The 22,924-nt window shown below is 73.3% G+C and carries 21 protein-coding genes; 7 read left to right on the top strand and 14 right to left on the bottom strand.

Annotated features, from left to right (window positions below):
* Positions 1 to 50: 50 nt before the first annotated feature.
* From KBX43_RS23135 to KBX43_RS23125, 3 genes are all read right to left on the bottom strand, one after another.
* On the bottom strand, positions 51 to 977 hold the full coding sequence (locus tag KBX43_RS23135; RefSeq protein WP_210887111.1) for a serine protein kinase RIO: 927 nt from the start codon (positions 975 to 977) through the stop codon (positions 51 to 53).
* A 197-nt stretch (positions 978 to 1,174) separates the two neighbouring features.
* A complete protein-coding gene (locus KBX43_RS23130; RefSeq protein WP_030503276.1) occupies positions 1,175 to 1,819 on the bottom strand; it encodes an HAD family hydrolase in 645 nt (214 codons plus the stop codon).
* Positions 1,820 to 1,875: 56 nt separating this feature from the next.
* Positions 1,876 to 2,721, bottom strand: coding sequence for a carbon-nitrogen hydrolase family protein (locus KBX43_RS23125; protein WP_210887109.1), 846 nt, complete (start codon positions 2,719 to 2,721; stop codon positions 1,876 to 1,878).
* A 104-nt stretch (positions 2,722 to 2,825) separates the two neighbouring features.
* On the opposite strand from KBX43_RS23125, the gene KBX43_RS23120 reads away from it, so the two are divergent.
* The 6 genes from KBX43_RS23120 to mug all read left to right on the top strand — a co-directional run bounded on the left by KBX43_RS23120 (position 2,826) and on the right by mug (position 7,119).
* Entirely contained in the window at positions 2,826 to 3,398 is a 573-nt protein-coding gene (locus KBX43_RS23120; protein WP_030503274.1) for a TetR/AcrR family transcriptional regulator, read from the top strand.
* Positions 3,399 to 3,500: 102 nt separating this feature from the next.
* Positions 3,501 to 4,403, top strand: a complete 903-nt coding sequence (locus KBX43_RS23115) for a TIGR04222 domain-containing membrane protein (RefSeq protein WP_043329655.1) — start codon at positions 3,501 to 3,503, stop codon at positions 4,401 to 4,403.
* Positions 4,400 to 5,218 (top strand): DUF692 domain-containing protein, encoded by an 819-nt coding sequence (locus KBX43_RS23110; RefSeq protein WP_210887107.1) that lies wholly within the window; start codon positions 4,400 to 4,402, stop codon positions 5,216 to 5,218. Before KBX43_RS23115 ends, KBX43_RS23110 begins: the two co-directional genes overlap by 4 nt.
* Positions 5,215 to 5,661, top strand: coding sequence for a hypothetical protein (locus tag KBX43_RS23105; RefSeq protein ID WP_210887105.1), 447 nt, complete (start codon positions 5,215 to 5,217; stop codon positions 5,659 to 5,661). Before KBX43_RS23110 ends, KBX43_RS23105 begins: the two co-directional genes overlap by 4 nt.
* A gap of 32 nt (positions 5,662 to 5,693) precedes the next feature.
* Complete coding sequence (locus KBX43_RS23100; RefSeq protein ID WP_043329653.1) at positions 5,694 to 6,455, top strand: SDR family oxidoreductase; 762 nt, start codon at positions 5,694 to 5,696, stop codon at positions 6,453 to 6,455.
* A gap of 43 nt (positions 6,456 to 6,498) precedes the next feature.
* Positions 6,499 to 7,119 (top strand): G/U mismatch-specific DNA glycosylase, encoded by a 621-nt coding sequence (mug, locus tag KBX43_RS23095; RefSeq protein WP_210887103.1) that lies wholly within the window; start codon positions 6,499 to 6,501, stop codon positions 7,117 to 7,119.
* A gap of 126 nt (positions 7,120 to 7,245) precedes the next feature.
* On the opposite strand, the gene KBX43_RS23090 is transcribed toward mug, so the two are convergent.
* The 4 genes from KBX43_RS23090 to KBX43_RS23075 form a co-directional block, all read right to left on the bottom strand.
* On the bottom strand, positions 7,246 to 9,228 hold the full coding sequence (locus tag KBX43_RS23090; RefSeq protein WP_210887158.1) for an ABC transporter ATP-binding protein: 1,983 nt from the start codon (positions 9,226 to 9,228) through the stop codon (positions 7,246 to 7,248).
* A gap of 135 nt (positions 9,229 to 9,363) precedes the next feature.
* Positions 9,364 to 10,131 (bottom strand): enoyl-CoA hydratase/isomerase family protein, encoded by a 768-nt coding sequence (locus KBX43_RS23085; protein ID WP_210887101.1) that lies wholly within the window; start codon positions 10,129 to 10,131, stop codon positions 9,364 to 9,366.
* Between the two features lie 46 nt (positions 10,132 to 10,177).
* A complete protein-coding gene (locus KBX43_RS23080) occupies positions 10,178 to 10,405 on the bottom strand; it encodes a helix-turn-helix domain-containing protein (RefSeq protein ID WP_007072022.1) in 228 nt (75 codons plus the stop codon).
* A 377-nt stretch (positions 10,406 to 10,782) separates the two neighbouring features.
* Positions 10,783 to 12,390, bottom strand: coding sequence for an ABC-F family ATP-binding cassette domain-containing protein (locus tag KBX43_RS23075; protein ID WP_064445312.1), 1,608 nt, complete (start codon positions 12,388 to 12,390; stop codon positions 10,783 to 10,785).
* A 247-nt stretch (positions 12,391 to 12,637) separates the two neighbouring features.
* On the opposite strand from KBX43_RS23075, the gene KBX43_RS23070 reads away from it, so the two are divergent.
* Positions 12,638 to 13,552: a neutral zinc metallopeptidase gene (locus KBX43_RS23070; protein WP_043331134.1), complete on the top strand. Its 915-nt coding sequence runs from the start codon at positions 12,638 to 12,640 to the stop codon at positions 13,550 to 13,552.
* A gap of 69 nt (positions 13,553 to 13,621) precedes the next feature.
* Here the strand turns inward: KBX43_RS23070 and KBX43_RS23065 are convergent, their stop codons facing one another.
* From KBX43_RS23065 to KBX43_RS23035, 7 genes are all read right to left on the bottom strand, one after another.
* Positions 13,622 to 14,833 (bottom strand): hypothetical protein, encoded by a 1,212-nt coding sequence (locus tag KBX43_RS23065; RefSeq protein WP_210887098.1) that lies wholly within the window; start codon positions 14,831 to 14,833, stop codon positions 13,622 to 13,624.
* Positions 14,834 to 14,998: 165 nt separating this feature from the next.
* Positions 14,999 to 15,637 carry an acVLRF1 family peptidyl-tRNA hydrolase gene (locus KBX43_RS23060; protein ID WP_166456856.1) on the bottom strand — a complete coding sequence of 213 codons (639 nt, stop codon included), beginning with the start codon at positions 15,635 to 15,637 and terminating at the stop codon, positions 14,999 to 15,001.
* 85 nt (positions 15,638 to 15,722) lie between these two features.
* Positions 15,723 to 19,415, bottom strand: a complete 3,693-nt coding sequence (locus KBX43_RS23055) for a M12 family metallo-peptidase (RefSeq protein WP_247677653.1) — start codon at positions 19,413 to 19,415, stop codon at positions 15,723 to 15,725.
* Positions 19,416 to 19,631: 216 nt separating this feature from the next.
* Positions 19,632 to 20,285, bottom strand: a complete 654-nt coding sequence (locus tag KBX43_RS23050) for a LysE family transporter (protein WP_210887096.1) — start codon at positions 20,283 to 20,285, stop codon at positions 19,632 to 19,634.
* A gap of 423 nt (positions 20,286 to 20,708) precedes the next feature.
* Positions 20,709 to 21,131: a metal-sulfur cluster assembly factor gene (locus tag KBX43_RS23045; RefSeq protein WP_064446423.1), complete on the bottom strand. Its 423-nt coding sequence runs from the start codon at positions 21,129 to 21,131 to the stop codon at positions 20,709 to 20,711.
* Positions 21,132 to 21,142: 11 nt separating this feature from the next.
* A complete protein-coding gene (sufU, locus tag KBX43_RS23040) occupies positions 21,143 to 21,616 on the bottom strand; it encodes a Fe-S cluster assembly sulfur transfer protein SufU (RefSeq protein ID WP_064445308.1) in 474 nt (157 codons plus the stop codon).
* Positions 21,616 to 22,920 (bottom strand): cysteine desulfurase, encoded by a 1,305-nt coding sequence (locus KBX43_RS23035; RefSeq protein ID WP_064445307.1) that lies wholly within the window; start codon positions 22,918 to 22,920, stop codon positions 21,616 to 21,618. Before KBX43_RS23035 ends, sufU begins: the two co-directional genes overlap by 1 nt.
* Positions 22,921 to 22,924: the final 4 nt, after the last annotated feature.

Genomic DNA, 22,924 nt, shown 5'->3' with positions numbered 1-22,924 from the left:
CCGCACGGGTGGGCGTCCCGGGCGGCTCGACCACCCGGGACGCCCGCCCGTCAGCGGATCCCCGCCTCCCGCAGCAGCGCCTCGGTGAGCGCCTCCGGATCGGTGACGGTGGCCGGCATGCCGCGGGCGGCGAACCAGGCGGCCACCACCCGCACGTCCCGGCCCAGGAACTCGCCGCCCTGCGGGTTGGCCACCACGTCGACCACCTGCGGCAGGTCGATCATCACCAGCCGGCCCGCGTGCACCAGCAGGTTGTACGGAGACAGGTCGCCGTGGGCGTACCCGGCCCGGGCCAGCACGGTGAGCGCCTCGACCAGCTGATCCCACAGGTCACGCAGCTCGGCCGCGTCGGGCCGGACCTGCGCCAGCCGTGGCGCGGCCTCCCCCGCCTCGGCGTCGCCGACGAACTCCAGCATCAGCTCGGTGCCGAGCAGCTGCACCGGATAGGGCACCGCGATCCGCCCGGAGGCGGCGCCGATCTCCCAGAGCTGGGACAGCGCGGCGAACTCGGCCGCCGCCCACTGCCCGGCGATCATCTGCCGGCCGAACGCGGTCCGGCCGGTCATCGCCCGCATCTCCCGCGACCGGCGTACTCGGCGGCCCTCCAGGTAACCGGCGTCGCGGTGGAAGAGCCGGTGCTGGGCGTCGCGGTACCGCTTGACCGCCAGCAGGCACGAGCGGTCGGTGTCCGGCACGGCGCGGCGGACCAGGTGGACGTCCGCCTCCTTGCCGGTCTTGAGCACCCCCAGCTCGGTGTCCCGGGCGGCCAGTTCGGTGACCAGCCAGTCCGGGTACGGCTCGGGGCCGTGGACGGCCCGGTCCCAGGAGGACCAGCTGTCCTCCGCGTCGGGCTCGGCGTCCGGGTCGGCGAGGGCCGGCGCGGGCCGCCCCCGCTTCAGGAAGTCGGTTTCGTCGTCGTCGAAGCGGCTCTTGCCGCGGCCACGGCGCTGCGGCGCCGGGAAGTCATGATCGCGCACGGGTGGATCTGTCCTTCGATCGAGGCTGGTGGAGGCAGGTGGTACGACCCTGCGAAAACGGCCATGACCGACCTCCTCTCCTCGACCGGGCACCCCCGGCTGCGCACTCGCGCGGCACCATGCTCGTACGCGCCCCGGCGCGGGTCAACGGATTTCCGCGCGGTGCCGCCGCGCTGCCTGCCAGCCCGCGCCGCCGGTCAGCCGGCCAGCACTGCGGCGACGGCCGCGATCAGCCCGTCCTCGATCCGGGTCGGCGCGAACCGGGGGTCCGACCAGCGGCGTCCCCGATGCAGCCAGACGCTGGGCAGGCCCACCGCGGTCGCGCCGCCGATGTCCGCCTCCGGGCTGTCGCCGACCACCCACGCGCCACGCAACGGCATCCGGGCCCGCTGGGCGGCGAGCGCGAAGATCCTCGGGTTCGGCTTGCTGACGCCGGCCTCCTCCGAGATCACCCAGTCGGCGACGTAGCGGTCCAGGCCGGTCTTGCGGATCTTGGCGTCCTGCTGGCGGGACGCGCCGTTGGTGACCACCACCGGCACCCAGCCGGCGTCGGCGGCGATCCGCAGCGCGCAGGCCACCAGCGGATCGAGCCGCATGTGCGCCACCACGCCGTCGTGCAGCTCGTCCACCAGGTCGATCGAGGGGATGCGCAGCGCGTACCGGTCGCGGATCGCGTCCGCGACGTCCCACCGGTTGGTCAGCCCGTCGGCGTCCACCGACACCAGCCAGTCGAGGTCGGCGGGCGGCGCGCCGATGCCCGCCAGGAAGCGTTCTCCCCAGACACGGAACGGCCCGTCGCGGTCCAGCAGGGTGTTGTCCAGATCGAGCAGGAGCAACGGCACTTGGGCACCCTACGGGAACGCTCGGAGCACCGACAGGGCCCCGGGCCCAGCCACGGTCAGGCGACGAGCGCCGTACGGGCCGCGCCGGCGTCCGCCGGCCGGTCGAGCAGCATGGTGTGCGCCGCGCGGGTGGCCGCCAGCGCGTCCGGGTCCAGCGTCGCCACCAGCACGTCCTCGCCGGTGTCGGCGCCCCGCGCCAGCGGCCGGCCCTCCGGGTCGTACACCGCCGCGCCGCCGTTGAACCGCCAGGGGTCCGCGCCGCCGACCGCGTTGGCGAACACGACGTACATCGTGTTGTCCAGCGCCCGGGCGGCGTAGTAGAGGTCGCGGCGGTGCGCCGAGCCGGCCAGGTAGCCGCTCGGGCAGAGGTACCCGTGCGCGCCGTCCCCGGCCGCCGCCCGCGCGTGCTCCGGGAAGCAGCCGTCGTAGCAGACGCCCAGGCCCAGCCGCCACGTGTCGACTTCGAGCGTGGCGCCCCGGCGGCCGGCGTCGAACAGCTCGCGCTCGCCGCTCCAGAGCTGCTGCTTGTCGTACGCGGCGGTGACCGTGCCGGCCGGGTCCACCACGAGCGAGGAGATGGTGCGCCGCCGGTCGGGGTGGCGGACGGCGGCGCCGATCACCACTGCCGCGCCCGTGTCGGCGGCGGCGGTCCGCAGCGGGTCCAGCCGGGGGTCGGCGACCCGGCCGTCGGCGTCGGCGGCCACGTCGGTGCCCTCCGGGTCGGCGCCCAGCGTCGGCGGGTGGTACGCCGGCAGGAACAGCTCGGGCAGCACCACGACCCGGGCGCCCTCGGCCCGGGCGACGAGGCGGGCGGCGGCGCGGGCGTTGCCGGCGACGTCACCGGGGACGGGCTGGGCCTGGACGGCGGCGACGCTGAGCGGGCGCGCGGGAAGGGCGGTCACACGCCGATCCTAACCATCGGACGCGGCCGGATGATCTTCCGAATTCGCATCTCAAGCCGTACGTACGGTTTGCATCACGCGGTTCCACCTGCGACGATCCGTTCGTGCCCAGAGTAAGTCAGGACCAGCTCGACGCGCGCCGGCAGGAGATCCTCGCGGCGGCGCGGGCGTGTTTCGCCCGGCACGGCTACGAGGGCGCCACAGTGCGGCGGCTGGAGGAGGCCACCGGCCTGTCCCGGGGCGCGATCTTCCACCACTTCCGGGACAAGGACTCCCTGTTCCTCGCCGTCGCCGAGGACGACGCCGCCGCCATGGTGGAGACGGTCGCCCGCAACGGCCTGGTGCAGGTCATGCGCGACCTACTGGCCCGGGCGGTCTCGCCCGACACGACCGGCTGGCTCGGCAGCCAGCTGGAGGTCTCGCGCCGGCTGCGTACCGACCCGGCCTTCGCCAAGCGCTGGGCGGAGCGTTCCGAAGCCATCGCCGCGGCGACCCGGGAGCGCCTGGTACGCCAGCGCGAGGCCGGCGTGCTGCGCGACGACGTCCCGATCGACGTGCTTGCCCAGTTCCTGGAGCTGGCCTACGACGGCTTGGTGCTGCACCTGGCGATGGGCCGCCCGGCCGGCGACCTGGCCCGGGTGCTCGACCTGGTCGAGGAGGCAGTGCGCCGGCACTGAGCCCGCCGGTCTCGGTCCGGTAACTGCGCCGCTCCAGGAGATCGACTCTGGCACGCCTGCTCCACAATGAGCCGCGACCCCTCCTCGCGACAGGAGCAGACGATGACCCCCTCCGACACCTGGGGCATCCCCGGCCCCGTATTCCTGCGCTGGTACCTCCTGCTCGCCGTCGTCCTGGTCATCGGCGCGATCGTGTACCGGCGTCGGATGCTGGCCGGCACGCCGGTGACCGATCACGGCGCGCTGGGTCCGCAGCAGGTCGCCTACCTCAACGGCGGCGACCAGCTCGCCGTCTGGGCCACGCTCGGCGCGCTGCGCCACGCGGGCGCGGTCGGCGTACGACCCGACCGGCGGCTCACCACCGGCGGTCCGCTGCCGGCCGGGGCCACCCCGCTGGACCAGGCGGTCCACCACGCGGCGAGCCGCGGCCTGCGGACCCGGGACCTGGCCGCCGACGAGTGGGTGCGGCGCGCGCTCGACGAGCTGCGCGACGGCCTGGTACGCCGGGGCCTGGCCCTGGACCAGGAGCGGCGCCGGACGCTGCGGCGCGGCGCGCTGCTGATCGGCTTCCTGCTGGCAATTGGCGTCGTGCGTGCGATCTCCGGCCTGCTCAACGACCGGCCCACCGGCTGGCTGCTGCTCAGCCTGTTCCCGCTCGGCCTCGCGTTCCTGCTGCTCAACCGCGTGCCCTGGCGTACCCGGGCGGCCACCGCCGCGCTGAACGACATGCGCCGCCGGCACGCCTGGCTGCGACCGGCCGCCTCCCCCGCGTACGCCACGTACGGCGCGACGGACGTGGCGCTGGGCGTGGCGCTGTTCGGCACCGCCACGCTCTGGACCATGGATCCGGGCTTCGCCGAGCAGGCCGAGATCCAGCGGCAGGCGATGGGCAACGTCGGCGGCGCGAGCTCCGGCACCTCCTGTGGAGGCGGCGCCTCCACGTGCGGCGGTGGCAGCTCCTGCGGCGGAGGCGGTGGCTGCGGCGGAGGCGGGTGCGGCGGATGAGCGGCCCGTCCGGCGTCGGCATCGGCTGGCGTCCCGAGATCGCCGGTTTCGTGGCCGGGCTGCCGGGGCTGCGTTTCGTCGAGGTGGTCGCGGAGGCGGTCGCACCGGCCGGGCCGCTCCCGGACGGGCTCGCCGAGCTGCGCGGACGCGGCGTCGATGTCGTACCCCACGGGGTGCGGCTGTCCCTCGGCGGCGCGGAACCGGTCGATCCGGCCCGGGTGGCGCACCTGGCCGCGGTGGCCGCGGCCCTGGACGCGCCGCTGGTGAGTGAGCACATCGCGTTCGTGCGGGCCGGCGGTCTGGAGGCCGGTCACCTGCTGCCGCTGCCGCGCAGCCGCCAGGCGGTCGCCGCGGTGGTGGCGAACGTGCGGCGGACGCAGGCGGAGCTGCCGGTGCCGCTGGCCCTGGAGCCGATCGCCGCGCTCTTCGACTGGCCCGACGACGAGCTGGACGAGGCGGACTTCCTCACCGAGATCCTCGACGCCACCGGCGCGCTGCTGCTGCTCGACGTCGCGAACGTGCACGCCAACGCCCGCAACCGGGGCGGCGAGCCGACCGCGCTGCTGGACCGGCTGCCGCTGGAACGCATCGCCTACGCGCACGTCGCGGGCGGCGCCGAACACGGCGGCTTCTACCACGACACGCACACCGACCCGGTGCCCGCCGCCGTGCTGGACCTGGTCCGCGAGTTGTGTCAGCGGCGCCGGCCGCCCGCGTTGCTGCTGGAACGCGACGGGCACTACCCGCCCGCCGCCGAGCTGCGCGCGGAGCTGGACGCGCTCGCCGCCGCCTCCGGCCACCCGGCGGTCACGTGAGCGGCGACCTGGCGGCCCGGCAGGCCGAGCTGGTCGCCGCGCTCGTCGCCGGTGGACCGCTGCCGCCCGGCTTCGCACCGGCCCCGGTCGAGGCGGCCCGCCGGGCGCTGCTGCGCAAGCGGGCCGCGGACGTGGCCCGGCACTGGCCGCTGCTCGCCGCCGGCCTCGGCGCGCACTGGCCGGCGACGTTCACCGCGTGGGCCGACGGACGCCCCTCGAACGGCTCCCTGCGCGACGGCTGGGACCTGGCCCGCGAGCTGCGCGACCGGGGCACGCTGCCGCCGCTGGGCGCGGAGGAGCTGGCCGCGCGCGAGGCCGCGAGCCGCTACGACGGCCACCGCCCGCCCCGGCCCCGCCGGATGCCGGCCGTCGCCCGGGCCGGCGGCGCCGTCGCGGCCCAGTTCGCCGGCCGGGTACGCCTGCTGCGGCCCGCCCCGCGCTGACACGCGTCCCCGGGTACGGCAGGATCGGGCGTATGGATCTCGGACTCGCCGACCGGGTGTACGTGCTGACCGGCGCCTCCGGCGGCCTCGGCTTCGCCACCGCCGAACAACTCGTCGCCGACGGCGCCCGGGTGGTCATCTCCGCGCGTACCCCGGAACGGGTGGCCGCCGCGATCGAGGCGCTCGGCGACCCGCAGCGGGCGATCGGGCTGACCGCCGACCTCGCCGACCCCGCCACCCCGGAGCGGCTCGTCGCCGCCGCCCGCGAACACTTCGGCCGCCTCGACGGCGCGCTGATCTCGGTCGGCGGCCCGCCGCCCGGCACCGCCGCCACCGTCACCGACGAGCAGTGGCGCGAGTCGTTCGAGACGGTCTTCCTGGGCAGCGTCCGGCTCGCCCGCACGGTGGCCGGCGCGCTCACCGACGGCGGCGCGATCGGGCTGGTGCTGTCCACCTCGGTACGCGGACCGCTGGCCGGCCTCGGCATCTCCAACGGGCTGCGACCGGGCCTGGCCGGCGTGGCCAAGGACATGGCCGACGAGTTCGGCCCGCGCGGCGTCCGCGTGGTCAGCCTGCTACCCGGGCGGATCATGACCGACCGCAACCGGGAGCTGCTGGCCGGTTCCGGCGATCCCGAGCGCGCCCGCGCCCAGGCGGAGGCGGCGATCCCGCTCGGGCGAATCGGCGACCCGGCGGAGTTCGGCCGGGTGGCGGCGTTCCTGCTCTCCCCCGCCGCCGGGTACGTCACCGGGGTGACCGTCCCGGTCGACGGCGGCGCGCTGCGCGGGCTGTGACAGTGGCCGCTGTGGTGGGCCGGGCGCCCGGGGCGGTGGGCCGGTGAGCGACCGACGGCGCCCGGGCGGTGGGCGGCCCGAGGCGGCCCCGGGGCCGGGCACGCCCGCCCGGCGGCACCCACGCCCCAGCCGCGAGCAGCTCGCGGCGGCGGCCGCCCGGCTGCTGCCGGCCGTCCTCGCGCCCGGCCTGGACGGGCTCTACGTCGGCCTCAACCCCGGTCTGTGGTCGGCGGCGACCGGCTGGCACTTCGCCCGTCCGGGCAACCGGTTCTGGCCCGCCCTGCACCGGGGCGGGTTCACCCCGCGTCTGCTGCACCCCAGCGAGCAGGACGCGCTGCCCGCACTCGGCCTCGGGATCACCAACATGGTGGCCCGCGCCAGTGCCCGCGCCGACGAGCTGACCGCCACCGAACTGGTCGACGGCGCGGCGACGCTCACCGCGAAGGTCGAGCGGTACCGGCCGCGCTGGGTGGCGGTGGTCGGCGTGACCGCGTACCGGATCGGGTTCACCCGGCCGAAGGCCGGCTTCGGGCCGCAGCCCGAGACGCTCGGGCCGGCCCGGCTGTGGGTGCTGCCCAACCCGAGCGGCCTGAACGCCCACTTCACCCCGGAGACGCTCGGCGCCGCGTTCGCCGAGCTGCGTGCCGCGGTCGCCGCGGGTTAGGGCCCCGGTCGCCGCGAGCTAGGGCTGCGGCCGTCCGGGTCGCCACGGCCCGGCCGCCGGGTGCCCGTCCACCCGGTCGGTGCCGATCCACGCCCGCCGGCGCCGGGATTGAGGCCTCGCGGGCCGCTAGTTGGCTGCCGCCGGGGGCATGGCCTCGTGGGCGACGTAGGTGCCCATCGGCACAGTGGTCACCACCGGCTCCGGCTGCTCCGCCTCGGCGTGCGGCGCGGGCGAGTCGGTGACCGCGAACTGGGTGCGGTACAGCTCGGCGTACAGGCCGCCGACGGCCACCAGTTCGTCGTGCCGGCCGCGCTCCACGATCCGCCCCTCGTCGAGCACGAGGATCTGGTCCGCGTCGCGCACCGTCGAGAGCCGGTGCGCGATCACCAGCGCGGTACGGCCGGTCAGCGCCACCGACAGCGCCCGCTGCACCGCTGCCTCGCTCTCCGAGTCCAGGTGGGCGGTGGCCTCGTCCAGGATCACTATCGACGGGGCCTTGAGCAGCAACCGGGCGATGGCGATGCGCTGCTTCTCGCCGCCGGAGAAACGGTAGCCGCGCTCGCCGACCGTCGTGTCGAGCCCGTCCGGCAGCGCCCGGACCAGGTCGGCCACCTGCGCGCCGGCCAGGGCGGCCCAGATCTCGTCGTCGGTGGCGTCGGGCTTGGCGTACCGCAGGTTCTCGCGGATGGTCTCGTGGAACAGGTGCGAGTCCTGGGTGACCACGCCGATCTCGTCGCGCAGCGAGGCGAGCGTCGCGTCCCGCACGTCGACGCCGCCGACGAGCACCTGGCCCTCGCTGACGTCGTAGATCCGGGAGATCAGCATGGACAGCGTCGACTTGCCGGCGCCGGAGGGGCCGACCAGGGCCACCATCTGCCCGGGCTCGACGGCGAACGACACGCCCTTGAGCACCGGCTCGTTCACCGTACGGTCGAGGGTCGAGACCTCTTCCAGCGACGCGAGCGACACCTCGGCGGCGCTCGGGTAGCGGAAGCGCACGTCGCGGAACTCGACCCGGCCGCTGCCGCGCGGCACCGGCACCGCGTCGGGCTTCTCCGCGATGCCCGGACGCAGGTCGAGCACCTCGAAGACGCGGTCGAACGAGACGAGCGCGCTCATCACGTCGACCCGGACGTTGGAGAGCGCGGTGAGCGGGCCGTAGAGGCGGGTCAGCAGCAGCGCCAGCTTGACGACGGTGCCGGCGCTGACCGCACCGGTGACCGCCAGCCAGCCGCCCACCCCGTAGGTGAGCGCCTGGGCCAGCGACGCGACGAGCAGCATCGCCACGAAGAACGTCCGCGAGTACATCGCGGACTGGATGCCGATGTCGCGCACCCGCTCGGCCCGGCGGGCAAACCGGTCGGCCTCGACCTCCGGCGCGCCGAACAGCTTGACCAGCAGCGCTCCGGCCACGCCGAACCGCTCGGTCATGGTCGCGTTCATCTTCGCGTCGAGGTTGTACGACTCGCGGGTGATCTCGGCCAGGCGCCGGCCCACCCGGCGGGCCGGGATGATGAAGATCGGCAGCAGCACCAGCGCCAGCACGGTGATCTGCCAGGACAGCACGAGCATCGCGCCGGCGGTGAGCACGAGCTGGATGACGTTGCTGACCACCCCGGACAGCGTCGAGGTGAACGCCCGCTGCGCGCCGAGCACGTCGTTGTTGAGCCGGCTCACCAGCGCGCCGGTCTGCGTGCGGGTGAAGAACTGCAGCGGCATCCGCTGGACGTGGTCGTAGACCCGGGTGCGCAGGTCGAGGATGATGCCCTCGCCGATGCGGGCCGAATACCACCGCTGGACCAGGGAGAACAGGGCATCGGCCACGGCGAGCGCGGCGATGATCAGGGCGAGCCGGACCACAGTCGTGCGGGCGTCCGGACCGCCGCCGGCGATCGCGTCGATGACGTCGCCGGCGAGCAGCGGCGTGGCCACGCCGATCACCGCGGCGATGATCACGGTGATCAGGAAGACGACGATGTCACGCCGGTAGGGCCGGGCGAACGCGACGATCCGCCGGGCCGTGCCGCGCTTGAGCTCGTGGGCGGTGACCTCGTCCCGGTTGCGCAGCGACCGGAGCATGCTCCAGCCGCCCATGCCGCCGCCGGCCATCGGGTGGGACACTCGTCACCTCCAGGTCGTCAGGCAGCATGAATCGTCGGAGTCCATTCTCCAGACGCCTGTGACAACCTCGCGAGTAACCCAGATCTTCCCGAACGGTCCTTACGAAATCGCGCTCCGGGCCGGTTACTCGCCCCGGCCGGCCAGATCCCGGATACGCCGGGTCTGCGCCTCCCGCTCGGCGCGCTGCTGCTCGGCGTGCGTACGGTCGGCCGCGCCCGCCAGGAGCGCCTTGATCTCGACGATCGCGTCCCGGTTGTTGGCGAGGAGCCCGGCCGACAGGTCACGCACCGCGGCGTCCAGCTCGTCGTTCAGCACCACGAGCGTGGCCAGGCCGATCCGGTCCGCCTCGGTGGCGTCCATCCGGCGGCCGGTGGCGCAGATCTCCAGGGCGCGCGAATAGCCGACCAGCTCGACCAGGCGGCGCGTGCCGGCCAGATCGGGCACCAGGCCGAGTGTCACCTCGGCCATCGAGAGCCTGGCGTCGGCGGCGAGCACACGCATGTCGCAGGCGAGCGCGAGCTGGAAGCCGGCGCCGATGGCGTGGCCCTGCACCGCGGCGATCGACACCACGTCCGGCCGGTGCAGCCAGGTGAAGCCGCCCTGGTACTCGGCGATCCGGTCGGCGCACTCCGCCTCCGGGAGCGCGGCCAGCTCGGCGAAGGAGCCCGGCCCGGTGGCACCGGCGACCGCCAGGTCCAGGCCCGCGGAGAAGGCGCGCCCCTCGCCGCGTACGACGACGACGCGGACGTCGCCGGGCAGGTCGCGGGAGAAGTCGCTCATCGCCCGCCACATCGCCGGGGTCTGGGCGTTGAGCACGTCGGGCCGGCACAACGTCACCGTCGCAACCGGCCCGTCGCAGTCGAAGCGCACTCCGGTCGTCTCGGCGGTCACCGGACGCCCCGGAACACTGCGCTGATGGACGACGCTGGGCGGCGGGTCACGCCTTCTTCCGGCGCCGGGCGCCGCCGCGCTGCCGCAGCTGCACGCCGGATTCGGTGAGCACACGGTGGATGAACCCGTAGGAACGGCCGGTAGAGGCCGCCAGAGCACGGATGCTCTCACCCCCGGTGTACCGCTTTACCAGGTCTTTGGCGAGCGTCTGACGCTCGGCCCCGACGATCCGGCGACCCTTCTCAGTGCTGGTGGCTGTGCCGGTGGCTGCCATGCTGATCCCTCACGTCCCAGACTGTGCGGTTCGGATACGGTCCCACCTATTAGACCGCCTCGGACGATCATGCGCCAGATATCAACTATTCGCCAACCGACACGCTACGCAATGTCAGCTTCCCGATAGAGTGATCCTTCCGACCGGCTGATCCGTACCGCCCCGCCGGACGAGCGCATCCTCCCCCATGATCGACACCACCTCCCCGAAGTGGCTGCATCACCGCGCTCCGGACACCCCCACTTCGGCGAACTGGTGTGGATCATGCGCACCCCACCCTCCCACCGGGACCCACCCCGTCGATCATGAAGTTGGCGGCGATGTGGATCTCCAAAAGTGCCGCCAACTTCATGGTCAACGGGGAAAAGAGGGCAGGGTCAGGCCAGCTCGACCAGCTCCAGCAAGTCGTCGGACCAGGCGTCCTCGTCGCCGTCGGGCAGCAGGATGGCGCGGTCCGGCTTGAGCGCGCTGACCGCGCCCGGGTCGTGCGTGACCAGCACGATCGCGCCCGGGTAACGGGCGATCGCGTCGAGCACCTGCTCGCGGCTGACCGGGTCGAGGTTGTTCGTCGGCTCGTCCAGCAGCAGCACGTTGGCGCCGGAGCAGACCAGCGTGGCCAGCGCCAGCCGGGTCTTCTCGCCGCCGGAGAGCACGCCGGCCGGCTTGTCCACGTCCTCGCCGGAGAAGAGGAACGCGCCGAGGATCTTGCGCAGGTCGGTGTCGGTCTGGTCGGACGCGGCGCTGCGCATGTGCTCCAGGATCGTCCGGTCCACGTCGAGCGTCTCGTGCTCCTGGGCGTAGTAGCCCAGCCGCAGCCCGTGCCCGGGGCGTACCTCGCCGGTGTCCGGCTCCAGCAGCCCGCCGAGCATCCGCAGCAGCGTGGTCTTGCCGGCGCCGTTGAGGCCGAGGATGGCCACCCGGGAACCCCGGTCCACCGCCACGTTGACGTCGGTGAAGATCTCCAGCGACCCGTACGACTTGGACAGGCCGGTGGCGGTCAGCGGCGTCTTGCCGCACGGGGCGGGGCTCGGGAACCGTACCTTGGCGACCTTGTCCGCGACGCGGACCTCGTCCAGGCCGGAGAGCAGGCGCTCGGCGCGCCGGGCCATGTTCTGGGCGGCGACGGTCTTGGTGGCCTTGGCCCGCATCTTGTCCGCCTGCGCCATCAGCGCGCCGGCCTTCTTCTCGGCGTTTGCGCGCTCCCGGCGGCGGCGCCGCTCGTCGGTCTCCCGCGCCTCCAGGTACGCCTTCCAGCCCAGGTTGTACGTGTCGACCACGGACCGGGTGGCGTCCAGGAACCAGACCTTGTTGACCACCGCCTCCAGCAGCGAGGCGTCGTGGGAGATCACGATCAGGCCGCCCTTGTGGTTGGCGAGGAAGCCGCGCAGCCAGGTGATCGAGTCGGCGTCGAGGTGGTTCGTGGGCTCGTCGAGCAGCAGGATGCCGCCGCCGTTCTCGCCGGCGTCGCGGAACAGGATCCGGGCCAGCTCGATGCGGCGGCGCTGACCGCCGGAGAGCGTGCCGATGGTCTGCGCCAGGGCGCGGTCGGGCAGGCCGAGGTTGGCGCAGATGCGGGCGGCCTCGGCTTCGGCCGCGTAGCCGCCGAGGGAGGCGAACTGGTCCTCCAGCGCGCCGTAGCGGCGGACCAGCCGCTCGTCGTCGGCGCCTTCGGCGAGCTTGTTCTCCAGCTCCTTCATCTGCGCCATGAGCACGTCCAGACCGCGGGCGGAGAGCACCCGGTCCCGGCCGGTGACGTCCAGGTCACCGGTGCGCGGGTCCTGCGGCAGGTAGCCGATGGCGCTGCGCCGGTCGATCTGGCCGCCGTACGGCTGCCCCTCGCCGGCGAGCACCTTGAGCGTGGTGGTCTTGCCGGCGCCGTTGCGGCCGACCAGGCCGATCCGGTCCCCCGGCTGCACCCGCAGGGTGGTGTCGGACAGCAGGATCCGGGAACCGGCGCGCAGTTCCAGGCCGGTGGCAGTGATCATCTCGGAGTACTCGCTCTCGGGTCCGGAAGGGCTGATTCAGGGCACGCGAAAGCGCCGGCGGGTGGTGTTTTCCCGTCGGCGCGGGGCGGTTCAGCCTTCGCAGCGCAGCACGGGGGCAAGTGTACCGGTCCCCGCGGGCCCCCTCCGCCGGATTACCGTGCAAGATCATCGGGTACGAAATCCGCCGTCCGGACCCGGTCCGGTACCGCAACCATCACAAACGGACACATCGGTGATCGGGGTCAACATGGAGCTGAACGAGAACGCGCGGGTCGACACCAGCCAGGTGGACGACCGGCGAGGGTCCGGCGGAGGCGGCGGGATGGGCATTCCGATCCCGATCGGCGGCGGCCGGGGCGGGATCGTGGGCATCATCATCGCCGTGCTCGTCGCCCTGGTGGGCGGCGGCTTCGGCCTCAACGCCGCCACCAACGGCGGCGGCTCCGAGCAGGGTGACAACACCTCGCTGGAGCAGAAGTGCTCGGCGCAGGACGCGCTGGAGCAGCTCGACTGCCGCAACACCCTCTACGTCAACTCGATCCAGGCGTACTGGCGTACCGCGATGCCGGAGGCGTTCGGCGAGCAGTACAAGCCGTCGAAGACCGTGTTCTTCAGCCAGAACGTCAGCACCGCCTGCGGCGCCGCCGACTCCGGCGTGGGCCCGTTCTACTGCCCGGCCGACGACCAGGTCTACATCGACCTCACGTTCTACCGGCTGCTGGCCGACCAGCTCGGCGCCAAGGGCGAGTTCGCCCAGCCGTACGTGCTGGCCCACGAGTACGGCCACCACGTGCAGGACCTGCTCGGCACCGAGGCGCAGATGCGCCGCCAGCAGGAGCGTGACCCGCAGAGCGCGAACGCGCTGTCGGTGAAGCTGGAGCTGCAGGCCGACTGCTACGCCGGCGCGTGGGCGAAGAACGCCACCGGCACCGCCGACGAGCGCGGGCAGAAGATCTTCAAGAGCATCACCGAGGAGGACATCTCCCAGGCCATCGACGCCGCCGAGAAGATCGGCGACGACGCGATCCAGGAGCGTTCCGGTCGGCCGGTGAACCCGGACGAGTTCACCCACGGCAGCTCGGAGCAGCGCAAGCAGTGGTTCACCAAGGGCTTCACCACCGGTGACCCGAAGTCCTGCGACACCTTCGGCGCCGGGGCCTGATCCCCGCTCGGCGCATCGGCCCGCACCGCCACGGACGGCGGTGCGGGCCGATGTCGTTTCCGGGGCCGGTCAGGCCGGCAGTGTCACCTGAGCCGGAGTGGACCGGTTGACGGTCGTCCCGTCACCGAGCTGGCCTCCGCTGTTGTCGCCCCAGCACCACAGGCCGGCGTCGGTACGGATCGCGCAGCCGTGGTCGGTGACCGCGAGCCCGCCGGTCCAGCTGGTGGCGGTGCCGACCTGCGCGGGCGCGGACCGGTGGGTGGTGCTGCCGTCGCCCACCTGGCCGGCGGAGTTCTTGCCCCAGCACCACAGGCTGCCGTCGGTACGCGACGCGCAGGACGTGTCGCTGCTCGCGGCGATCCGGTTCCACGTGGTGGCGGTGCCGATCTGCACCGGCGCGGTCCGGTACGAGCCGCTCACGCCGAGCTGGCCGTAGCCGTTCTCACCCCAGCACCACAGCGCGCCGGAGCGGACCCCGCAGGTGTGCACGTACCCGGCCGCGACGCCGGTCCACCCGGTCGCGGTGCCGACCTGCGCGGGCGCGGTCTGGGGCGTCAGGTTGCCGAGCCCGAGCTGGCCGTCCGAGCTGGCCCCCCAGCACCAGAGCGTGCCGCCGGTCCTGATGCCGCAGGTGTGCCCGTAACCGGTCGAGACGCTCACCCAGTCGGTGGCCGTGCCGACCTGCAGCGGGGTGTTCGCGACGTACGGCGAGGCGCCGACGCCCAGCTGCGTGGTCCGGTTGAAGCCCCAGCACCAGAGCGTGCCGTCGGTGCGTATCGCGCAGGTGTGCTGGGGGCCGGCGTCGACCCGGGCCCAGGTGGTCGCGGTGCCGACCTGCACCGGGGCGCTGCGGCTGGTGGTGCTGCCGTCGCCGAGCTGACCCCGGAAGTTCGAGCCCCAGCACCACAGCGTCCCGTCCGTGCGGACCGCGCAGGTGTGGCCGGTGCCGGCGTCGACGTTCGTCCAGGTGGCGGTGCCGACCTGCGTCGGGGCGCTGCGGTTGGTGGTGGTCCCGTCGCCGAGCTGGCCGCCGTAGTTCGAGCCCCAGCACCACAGTCCCCCGTCGGTGCTGATCGCGCACGTGTGCGCGCCGCCCGCGGTGACGCTGCTGACGGTGGGCGCGGCGAGCGCGGCGCGCTGTGCCGGGCCCGCGTTCGCCGTACCGGCGGTGAGTGTGGCGGTGAGCACGAGGCTTCCGGCGCTCATTGCCGCCGCCGCGACGAGGAGTCTCGTCGCACGGCGCCACCGGGCTCGCAGCCGGCCGTCCTGATATCCGCTCATGAAGTTGTTGTCTCCCAACGATGTCGGCGCGTGATGGCGGAGGCGAAGCTGCCCCTGCGGGTCGCCCGGAGACCCGCCGCTTCGTGACACCGACGATAGGCATCGAGTCGATTCGATGCATCATCGAGGAGCGGGATTGCGCCGTCTTGAGGTGATCTTTCCTGTTCAGCGGACCAGGATGTGGACCGCCCGGGCGGCCGCGACGGCGGCCACCAGCACCGCGTGCCGGGGCTCCGGCACGTCGAGCAGGCGCGGCGCGCGCAGCGCCGCCAGCGGGGCCAGCCGTCGGTCGGTCAGCACCGTGTCCACCGCGCGCCGGTCGCCGCCGCACACCAGCGTCGACAGCGTTCCGGCCTCCGGCAACAGCAGGCGTACGGCCAGCTCGGCCGCGTCGCCCAGGGCCGCCTTCGCCTGGTTGTCGCGCCGCCGGGCGAACCGCTGCTGGGACCAGCCGCCCGCCGCGGTACGCCCCTGCACGTACCGGGTGTCCACCTTGGAGACCACCAGGTCGGCGCCGTCGGCGACGCCGACCGCGACAGCGCCCTTGCGGGCAAGCAGCAGACCGATCCGGCGGGCCGCGGTGGCGGAGGCGACGAATCCGGGTACGTCCGCCGACGCGCTCGCCCCGGGCGGGGTGTGCAGCTCGGCGGTGGCGTCGTCCGGGGCGGTGAGGAGGAGCCCGTACTCCTGGACTGTGGTCGTGGGCGGGCCGTGCCGGTCGGTGAAACCCTCGACCCAGCGGGCGACGCGGCCGGGGTCGACCTCGACCCACCGGCCGCCGCCGGCGGCGGGTCGGCTGCTCATGGCCCGACGGTACGCCATCGCCGGACCCGGGAACGCAACGCGGGAGGACACCGTGACCGGTGCCCTCCCGCGTCTACCGGGTGGATCAGTGGACGGTGAGGTTGCCGCCCTTCAGCGTGACCTCGGCGGTGCCGCCGCCCGTCCAGTCGGACGCGAAGAGCAGCGCGCCGCCCTTCCACAGCGTGACCCCGACGGTGTCGTTCCTGCCGGGGGCGCCCCGGTCGGTCACCGTGACGGCCAGGGTCAGGCCGGAGGCCACCAGCTTGCCCTTGTTGTCGTACAGGGCGGCCTGGTAGCGCACCTGGGCGACCTTGCCCGCCGAGGTGACGCCGAGCGCGTCGACGGTGCCGGCCTTGATCGTGTACGCCTTCCCGCCGGAGCGGAACTCGATCTCGGCCTTGCCGGTGGCGGGCTTGTTCGCCTTGCCCGGCTTCGCGTTCAGCTCCACCTCGACGGTGGAGTTCACGTCGGCCGGGTAGGTGCCCGCCGAGCGGGTGGCGGTCAGGTGACCGCCGCCGGTGAGGAACCCGCCGTCGGAGACGGCGACTGTCACCTGCGCGGTGGTGCTGCCCGTGTAGTTGCCGCCCACCGTCGCGGTGACGGTGTGGGTGCCCTTCGGCAGCGTGGCCTCGCACGCCGCGGACGCGCTCGTGGTGGCCGTGCCCAGCAGGGCCGGCACTGCGGCGCAGAGCGTCACGCCGTCCTTCGTGAAGGTGACGGTGGCGGTCCGGATGTCACCGGCTGTGGTGTCCGTCGCGCCGGGCAGCACCGAGCTGTCCCGGACCACGGCTCGCAGCAGGGCCTTGCCGGAGGCGCCGCCGGTCGCGGTGTTCACCAGCGTGTCACCGGCCCAGCTGACCGCCGCGTCCTCGGCGGTGACCGTGATCGTGAACGAGGTGCTGCCGGTCAGCCCGGAGCCGTCGGAGACGGTCACCGTGACCGGATAGGCACCCGGGGCCGCCGTGGTGGTGCCGGCGACCGTCCAGGTACGCGAGCCCGGCCGGGCGTCGGCCGCGGAGGTGCTCGTGACGGCCAGGGACAGGCCGGCGGGCAGCCCGGTGGCGGCGGCGGTCAGGTCCCCGCCCGTGGTGTCGCCGTCGGTGGCGGTGACCGTGACGGCAGGCGAGAGCGCGTCGCTGTACTGGACGCTCACGCCGGCCGGGGCGGTGCTGGTGACGGCCGGGGCGGACCGGATCGTGAAGTCGGCGTCATTGACGTCGAAGAAGACGTTCCCGACCGCCTCGATCTTGATCCGGGCCTTCCCGGTCGCCACGTTCGGCAGCGTCACCGTCGCCGAGCCGGTGTTGGCGGTCTGCTCCGCCAGCACGTACGGGAAGGTCAGCCCGCCGTCGGCGGACAGCGAGATCTTCACCTGCGCGGCGTTCACCGGCGCCACGTCGGTGCCGGCCACGTCCCACGTCACGGTCTGGGTCGAGCCGCCGTCCAGGACGGCGGCGGCGCCCTGCGAGGTCACCAGGAACGGACCCGCGTCCGGCGCCAGCACCACGGCGACGTCGCCGCTGCCGATGCCGCCGCCGCCCAGCCGCCCGTCCCGGGCGGTGAGCTTGAAGTGCAGGGTCCGGTCACCCGCGATGCCGACCCAGTCGCGGGTGGGCAGGAACTCGGAGTAGCAGTCGACCAGCTCGGCCGGCACGTTCGACGCGCCACCGGTGGCCGGCGGCGCCGGGGCAGCCGGGCAGGCGCCGGTGGCCGCGTTGGTGTTGCCGGCCAGGATCTGCCGCATGTCCGGGAACACCCGGGTCGAGTCGGTGGTGACCGCGTTCAGCCCCGGCGAGTAGTACTTCAGCGTGTCCGTCGGCGACACGATCGCCGCCTCGCCGAACACCCGGAACAGCGGACCGTTGACCTTCGTGTTGTTCGTCAGCGCGGTGCCGGTCGTGGCGCCCCTGTCGTTCTGCTCCCACAGGTACGTGACGGTGTCGCCGTCGGCGTCGGTGGCGCTGCCGGTCAGCGCGAACGGCGTACGCACCGGGATGGTGACGGTCTCCGGGACGGTGACCACCGGGGCGTGGTTGGTGGTCTCCTCGACCAGCCAGCCGCCGTTGTCGATGGCGCCGCCCTTCGCCGTCTCACCGACGAAACCGGACGCGCCGGAGGCGTTCGTCAGCTCCAGCGACGCCACGTTGGTGGTGGCCAGCGTGCCGCCGAAGGTCACCTGGAAGCCGTTGTCGTTGAGCGTGCCGCTGCCACCGAACGCGGCCACGGTGACCGTCGCGCCGGCCGGCCAGCCGGCGATGCCCTCGATGGCCGCCTTGATGCCCGCGGTGGTGTAGTTGACGCCCCGCGTGATCGGCGCCGAGTCGCTGCCCGCGTAGCTGATGGTGAACGAGTCACCGTCGGCGTCGAACCCGTACAGCGAGACGTTCTGCACCTCGTTGATGGCCGGGCGGTTCGACGTGACGTAGTTGGTGATCTCGGTGTAGCTGCGGTGCGACCAGTACGGGTCGCTGTGCGGCTGGAGGTTGTCCTGCTGGCAGATGCCCGCGTACGCCATGATCGACGAACCGCTGCCCGGCTCGTACGAGTTGGCCGCGCTGCGGTTGCCGCCCGAGCAGTTGTACTGGGTGCCGTTGAAGGTGTGGTTGCCGGCGAACTGGTGACCCATCTCGTGCGAGACGTAGTCGACCGCGTAGAAGTCGCCGACCGGTGTCGGCAGGCCGGTGCAGCCCTGCGCCTTGCCGTTGCCGCCGATCACGCCGAGGCTGGCCACGCCGCCGCCGTTGACGCCCAGGCCGACGTGGCCCACGTCGTAGTTGCTCGCGCCGACCAGCTGGCCGAGCACGATCCGGTTACGGCTGAGCGTGCCACTGCCGCAGGAGGTGAGCTGCGCCGGCGTGAAGCATGCCGCCGCGCCGCACGGGCCGTTCGGCTCGGTGGCCAGGGCCGGCGTGTTCAGGTTGGTCTTGTCGGTGTCGTTGATCAGCACGAGCCGGATCGCCGTCTCGTCCTCGTAGATCTGGGTGACCCGGTTCATCAGCGTCACCTTCGCGGCGGTGACGTTCTCCGCGCCGAAGTAGGTGGCGTACGACGGGTCGGTCACCAGCGCCACCCGGTACGTGCGCAGCTTCACCAGCGGCCCGGCCGGGACGTCCGCCTCGGCAATCTCCTCGGCCAGCGCGTGCGCCTCCTGCGTGACGTCCGCACGCTCGACGAACTCGCCCTCCGGGTGCTCCAGGTCGCGGGCGAAGTAACTCGCGTACAGGCTCTGGTCACGCTGGTAGTACGGGTCGATGTACCAGTTGCCCTTGGCCGACCGGACCGAGGCGTGGAACCCGAGCGGGGTGAGGTCCGCGCGGATGGTCGCGGCCGGGTCGTCCAGGCCCTTGCCGGCGTACGTGGTGATCTCCGGGTGCCTCGCGGCCAGGCCGGCCTCCATGACCGGCGAGTCGACCAGCTCGAAGCGCTGGAACGTGCCGTCCGGAGCGGGCAGCGACACCACCTGCTTCGCCACCCGGGCCACCGCGACGCGCTTCTCGGCCGGCGCCTTGTCCAGCAGGCCCTTCATGGTGCCGCGGTCCAGCTTGTACGCGGTCAGCCGCTTGGCCTTGATCGCGGCCTGGCGGCCCGCCTTGGTGGCCGCCGGCTTGCCGTCCACCTTCTGCCACGGCCCGTGGACGCCGGGTGCGGCGGAGGCGGGCGCGGGCGCCGCGAGAACGGGAAGCGTCGCCGCGGCCAGCGCGGCGACGAGGAGGGCAGCGGTCCGTCCGCGCCGGGCGGGTTGCCGGTCGCGCGGCGGACGCCACAGGGTGATCCTCAAGTCTTCTCCCTGCTGGGTCTGGTGTGGATCGACGCACGACCGGTGGGGATGACCGGATGTACGTGAACGATCCACGGATTGTTCCGTGACCCTAGGACCACTCGCGACTCCGAACATCAGCCGCGAAGATGATGCGGTTGCGTCCGGACGATGCTCCAGGTCGTCCCGGCTCCCGGAATCCGATCGATGCCGTCGGGCCGCGGCCGTCCCCTTCGGTCAGACGCCGAGCACCGTGGCGACCGCGAGGGCGGCGATGATGACACTGGACAGCAGCGCGGTGACCCGCCGCCCACGGGGACCGGTGAGGGCCCGGCCGATCAGCGAGCCGCCGCCGGCGATCAGCAACTGCCAGCTGGCCGAGGCGAGGAACACGCCTGCGGTGAAGGCGGCCGCGCCGACCGGGCTCGAGCCGAGCACGTCGCCCCGGCCGAGGACGAGCGCCACGAAGTAGACGACGGTGGCCGGGTTGAGCAGGGTCAGCGCGAGAACCGCGGCGAACGCCCGCACCGGCGTGTCCAGGCCACCCCGCGGACTCGGCTCCTGCGCCGGGGCGGGTGAGTTCGGCTCCTGCGTCGGGGCGGGTGGGCGCATCGCGCGCCAGGCGGTGAGGCAGGCGAGGGCCAGCAGCACCCCCGCGGCGATCATTCGCAGTGGACCCGCGAACGGCGCGAGCCCGCTGGCCACCGCGGCCCCGCCGAGCGCCGCCACGGCCGCGTACAGCCCGTCGGCGGTGGCCACGCCGAGCGCCGCCGCCGAACCGACCCGGAACGAGGTACGCGCGCTGAGCCCGAGGATGAGGATCGCGATCGCGCCGACCGGGATGGCGACGCCGTAGCCGGCGACCAGGCCGGCCAGGAACGCCCCGGTCACGACGAGGGGTGGTGGGCCGAGGCGGCCGGGGGCAGGATGCGCTGTCGACGCGCGGCAGTGGCCGCACGGACAGGAGCCTGCTTCGGGTACGCCTCGATCACCCGCTCATCCTGCCCCCTGGTTCCCCCACCCCGGAACCGGTTTTCCCGCGCCTCGGTTGAACTGAAGATCTTGGTACGAATCTGCCCCCGCAGGGGGCCCCCGCAGGGGGCGATCTCGTACCAAGATCTCGCTGTTCGGGGCACTAACGCCCGTGGCAGTGCCGCCAGGTCACCTTGATCGACACCACTTCGCCGATGTGGCGGCATCAGAGCCACTCCGACCACACCACATCGGCGTAACGGTGTCGATCATGCCGAGAGAACACCGCGGGCGCGGCACCCCTCAAGGGTGCCGCGCCCGTGGCGGTGACCGGGAGAACTGTCAGACGTTGAAGCCGAGCGAGCGGAGCTGGTCGCGCCCCTCGTCGGTGATCTTGTCGGGGCCCCACGGCGGCAGCCAGACCCAGTTGATCCGGATGTCGTTCACCAGGCCGCCACCGGGACCGGTGGTCAGCGCCTGCCGGGCCTGGTCCTCGATCACGTCGGTCAGCGGGCAGGCCGCCGAGGTCAGCGTCATGTCCAGGGTGGCCACGTTGTCGTCGTCGACGTGGACGCCGTACACCAGGCCCAGGTCGACCACGTTGATGCCCAGCTCGGGGTCGACGACGTCCTTCATCGCCTCTTCGATGTCGCCGATAGCGGCCTTGCCGCCGGCCGGCGCCGCCGCGCCCGCGGCCGCGCCGCCGGCAACAGCACCGTTGACGGCCGCGCCGTCCGTCGCCACCGCGCCAGCCTCGGGGGTCATGTTCTCGTCGCTCATGCCTTCACCTCCGGGCTCACGCCCACCCCGGCGCGTGCCGCGGCGTCCTTGAACGCCATCCACGACAACAGCGCGCACTTCACCCGGGCCGGGTAGCGCGCGACACCCGCGAACGCCACCCCGTCTCCGAGCACGTCCTCGTCCGGCGTGACCTGGCCCCGCCCGGACATCAACTGCACGAACGCCTCGTGCACCACCGCGGCGTCGCTCGCGGCCCTGCCGCGCAGCAGCTCGTGCAGGATGCTCGCCGACGCCTGGCTGATCGAGCAGCCCATCCCGTCGTACGAGATGTCGGTGAACACCGTGCCGTCGGTCGCCACCCGTACGGTGATCTCGTCGCCGCAGGTCGGGTTGACGTGGTGCGCCTCGCCGACCCGGGCGGCCGGGTCCGCCGCGTCCCGCAGGCCGCGGCCGTGCGGGTGCTTGTAGTGGTCCAGGATGATCTCCTGGTAGAGGGATTCGAGCTGCATCACTGGAACACCTTCCGCACCCGCTCCAGACCCGCCACCAGGGCGTCGATCTCCGCGGTGGTGGTGTAGAGGTAGAACGACGCCCGCGTCGTGGCCGGCACCCCGAACCGGGTGCACACCGGCCGGGCGCAGTGGTGGCCCACCCGCACCTGCACGCCGAGCGAGTCGAGCACCTGCCCGACGTCGTGCGGGTGCACGTCACCGAGCGCGAACGAGATCGTCCCGCCCCGGCCCACCGGCACCGTCGGGCCGAAGATCCGCAGGCCGGGCACGGTGGCGAGGGCGTCCAGCGCGTACGCCGTCAGCTCCTTCTCGTGCCACTGGATGGCCGGCATGCCGATCGCGGTGAGGTAGTCCACCGCGGCGCCGAGCGCGACCGCCTCGGCGATCGGCGGGGTGCCCGCCTCGAACCGGGCCGGCGGCGCGGCGAACGTCGAGCCGCCCATGGTCACCGTCTCGATCATCGAGCCGCCGCCCATCACCGGGGGCATCGCGGCGAGCAGCTCGCCCCGGCCCCAGAGCACGCCGATGCCGGTCGGGCCGCACATCTTGTGCCCGGTGAAGACGATGAAGTCGGCGTCGTGGTCGACCACGTCCATCGGCAGGTGCGGCACCGACTGCGAGCAGTCGAGCAGCAGCAGCGCGCCGACCTCGCGGACCCGCGCGGTGATCCGCGAGGTGGCGTTGACGGTGCCGAGGATGTTCGACATGTGCACCAGCGAGACGATCTTCGTCCGCTCGGTGACCAGGTCGTCCAGGCCGGACTCGTCGAGCCGGCCCTGGTCGGTGACCGGGAACCAGCGCAGCGTCGCGCCGGTGCGCTCCGCCAGCAGCTGCCACGGGACGATGTTCGAGTGGTGCTCCATCTCGGAGATCACGATCTCGTCGCCGGGGCCCAGCCGGAACCGGGGGTCGCCGTCCGCGCGCAGCGAGGCGTTGGAGAAGGCGTACGCCACGATGTTGATCGCCTCGGTGGAGTTCTTGGTGAACACCACCTCGTCCACGCTCGGCGCGTTGATGAACGCGGCGATCTTCGCCCGCGCGCCCTCGTACGCCTCGGTGGCCTCGGTGCCCAGCGTGTGCACCGAGCGCGACACGTTGGCGTTGTGCAGCGCGTAGTGCTCGGCGAGCACGTCGAGCACCTGCCGCGGCTTGTGCGAGGTGTTGGCGCTGTCCAGGTAGACCAGCGGGTGGCCGTTGACCTCCCGGTCGAGGATCGGGAAGTCGGCCCGCACCTTCGCCACGTCGAAGCGCGGCACGTCGTCGTACTGCGGCATGCCCGCCGGGATGGCCATCGAGGTCATGGCA

Source organism: Micromonospora sp. C41, assembly GCF_018070485.1.
Lineage (GTDB): Bacteria > Actinomycetota > Actinomycetes > Mycobacteriales > Micromonosporaceae > Micromonospora > Micromonospora chalcea.
Note: the sequence above shows the minus strand (reverse complement) of the source record. Positions and strands in the feature narration are given on the sequence as shown.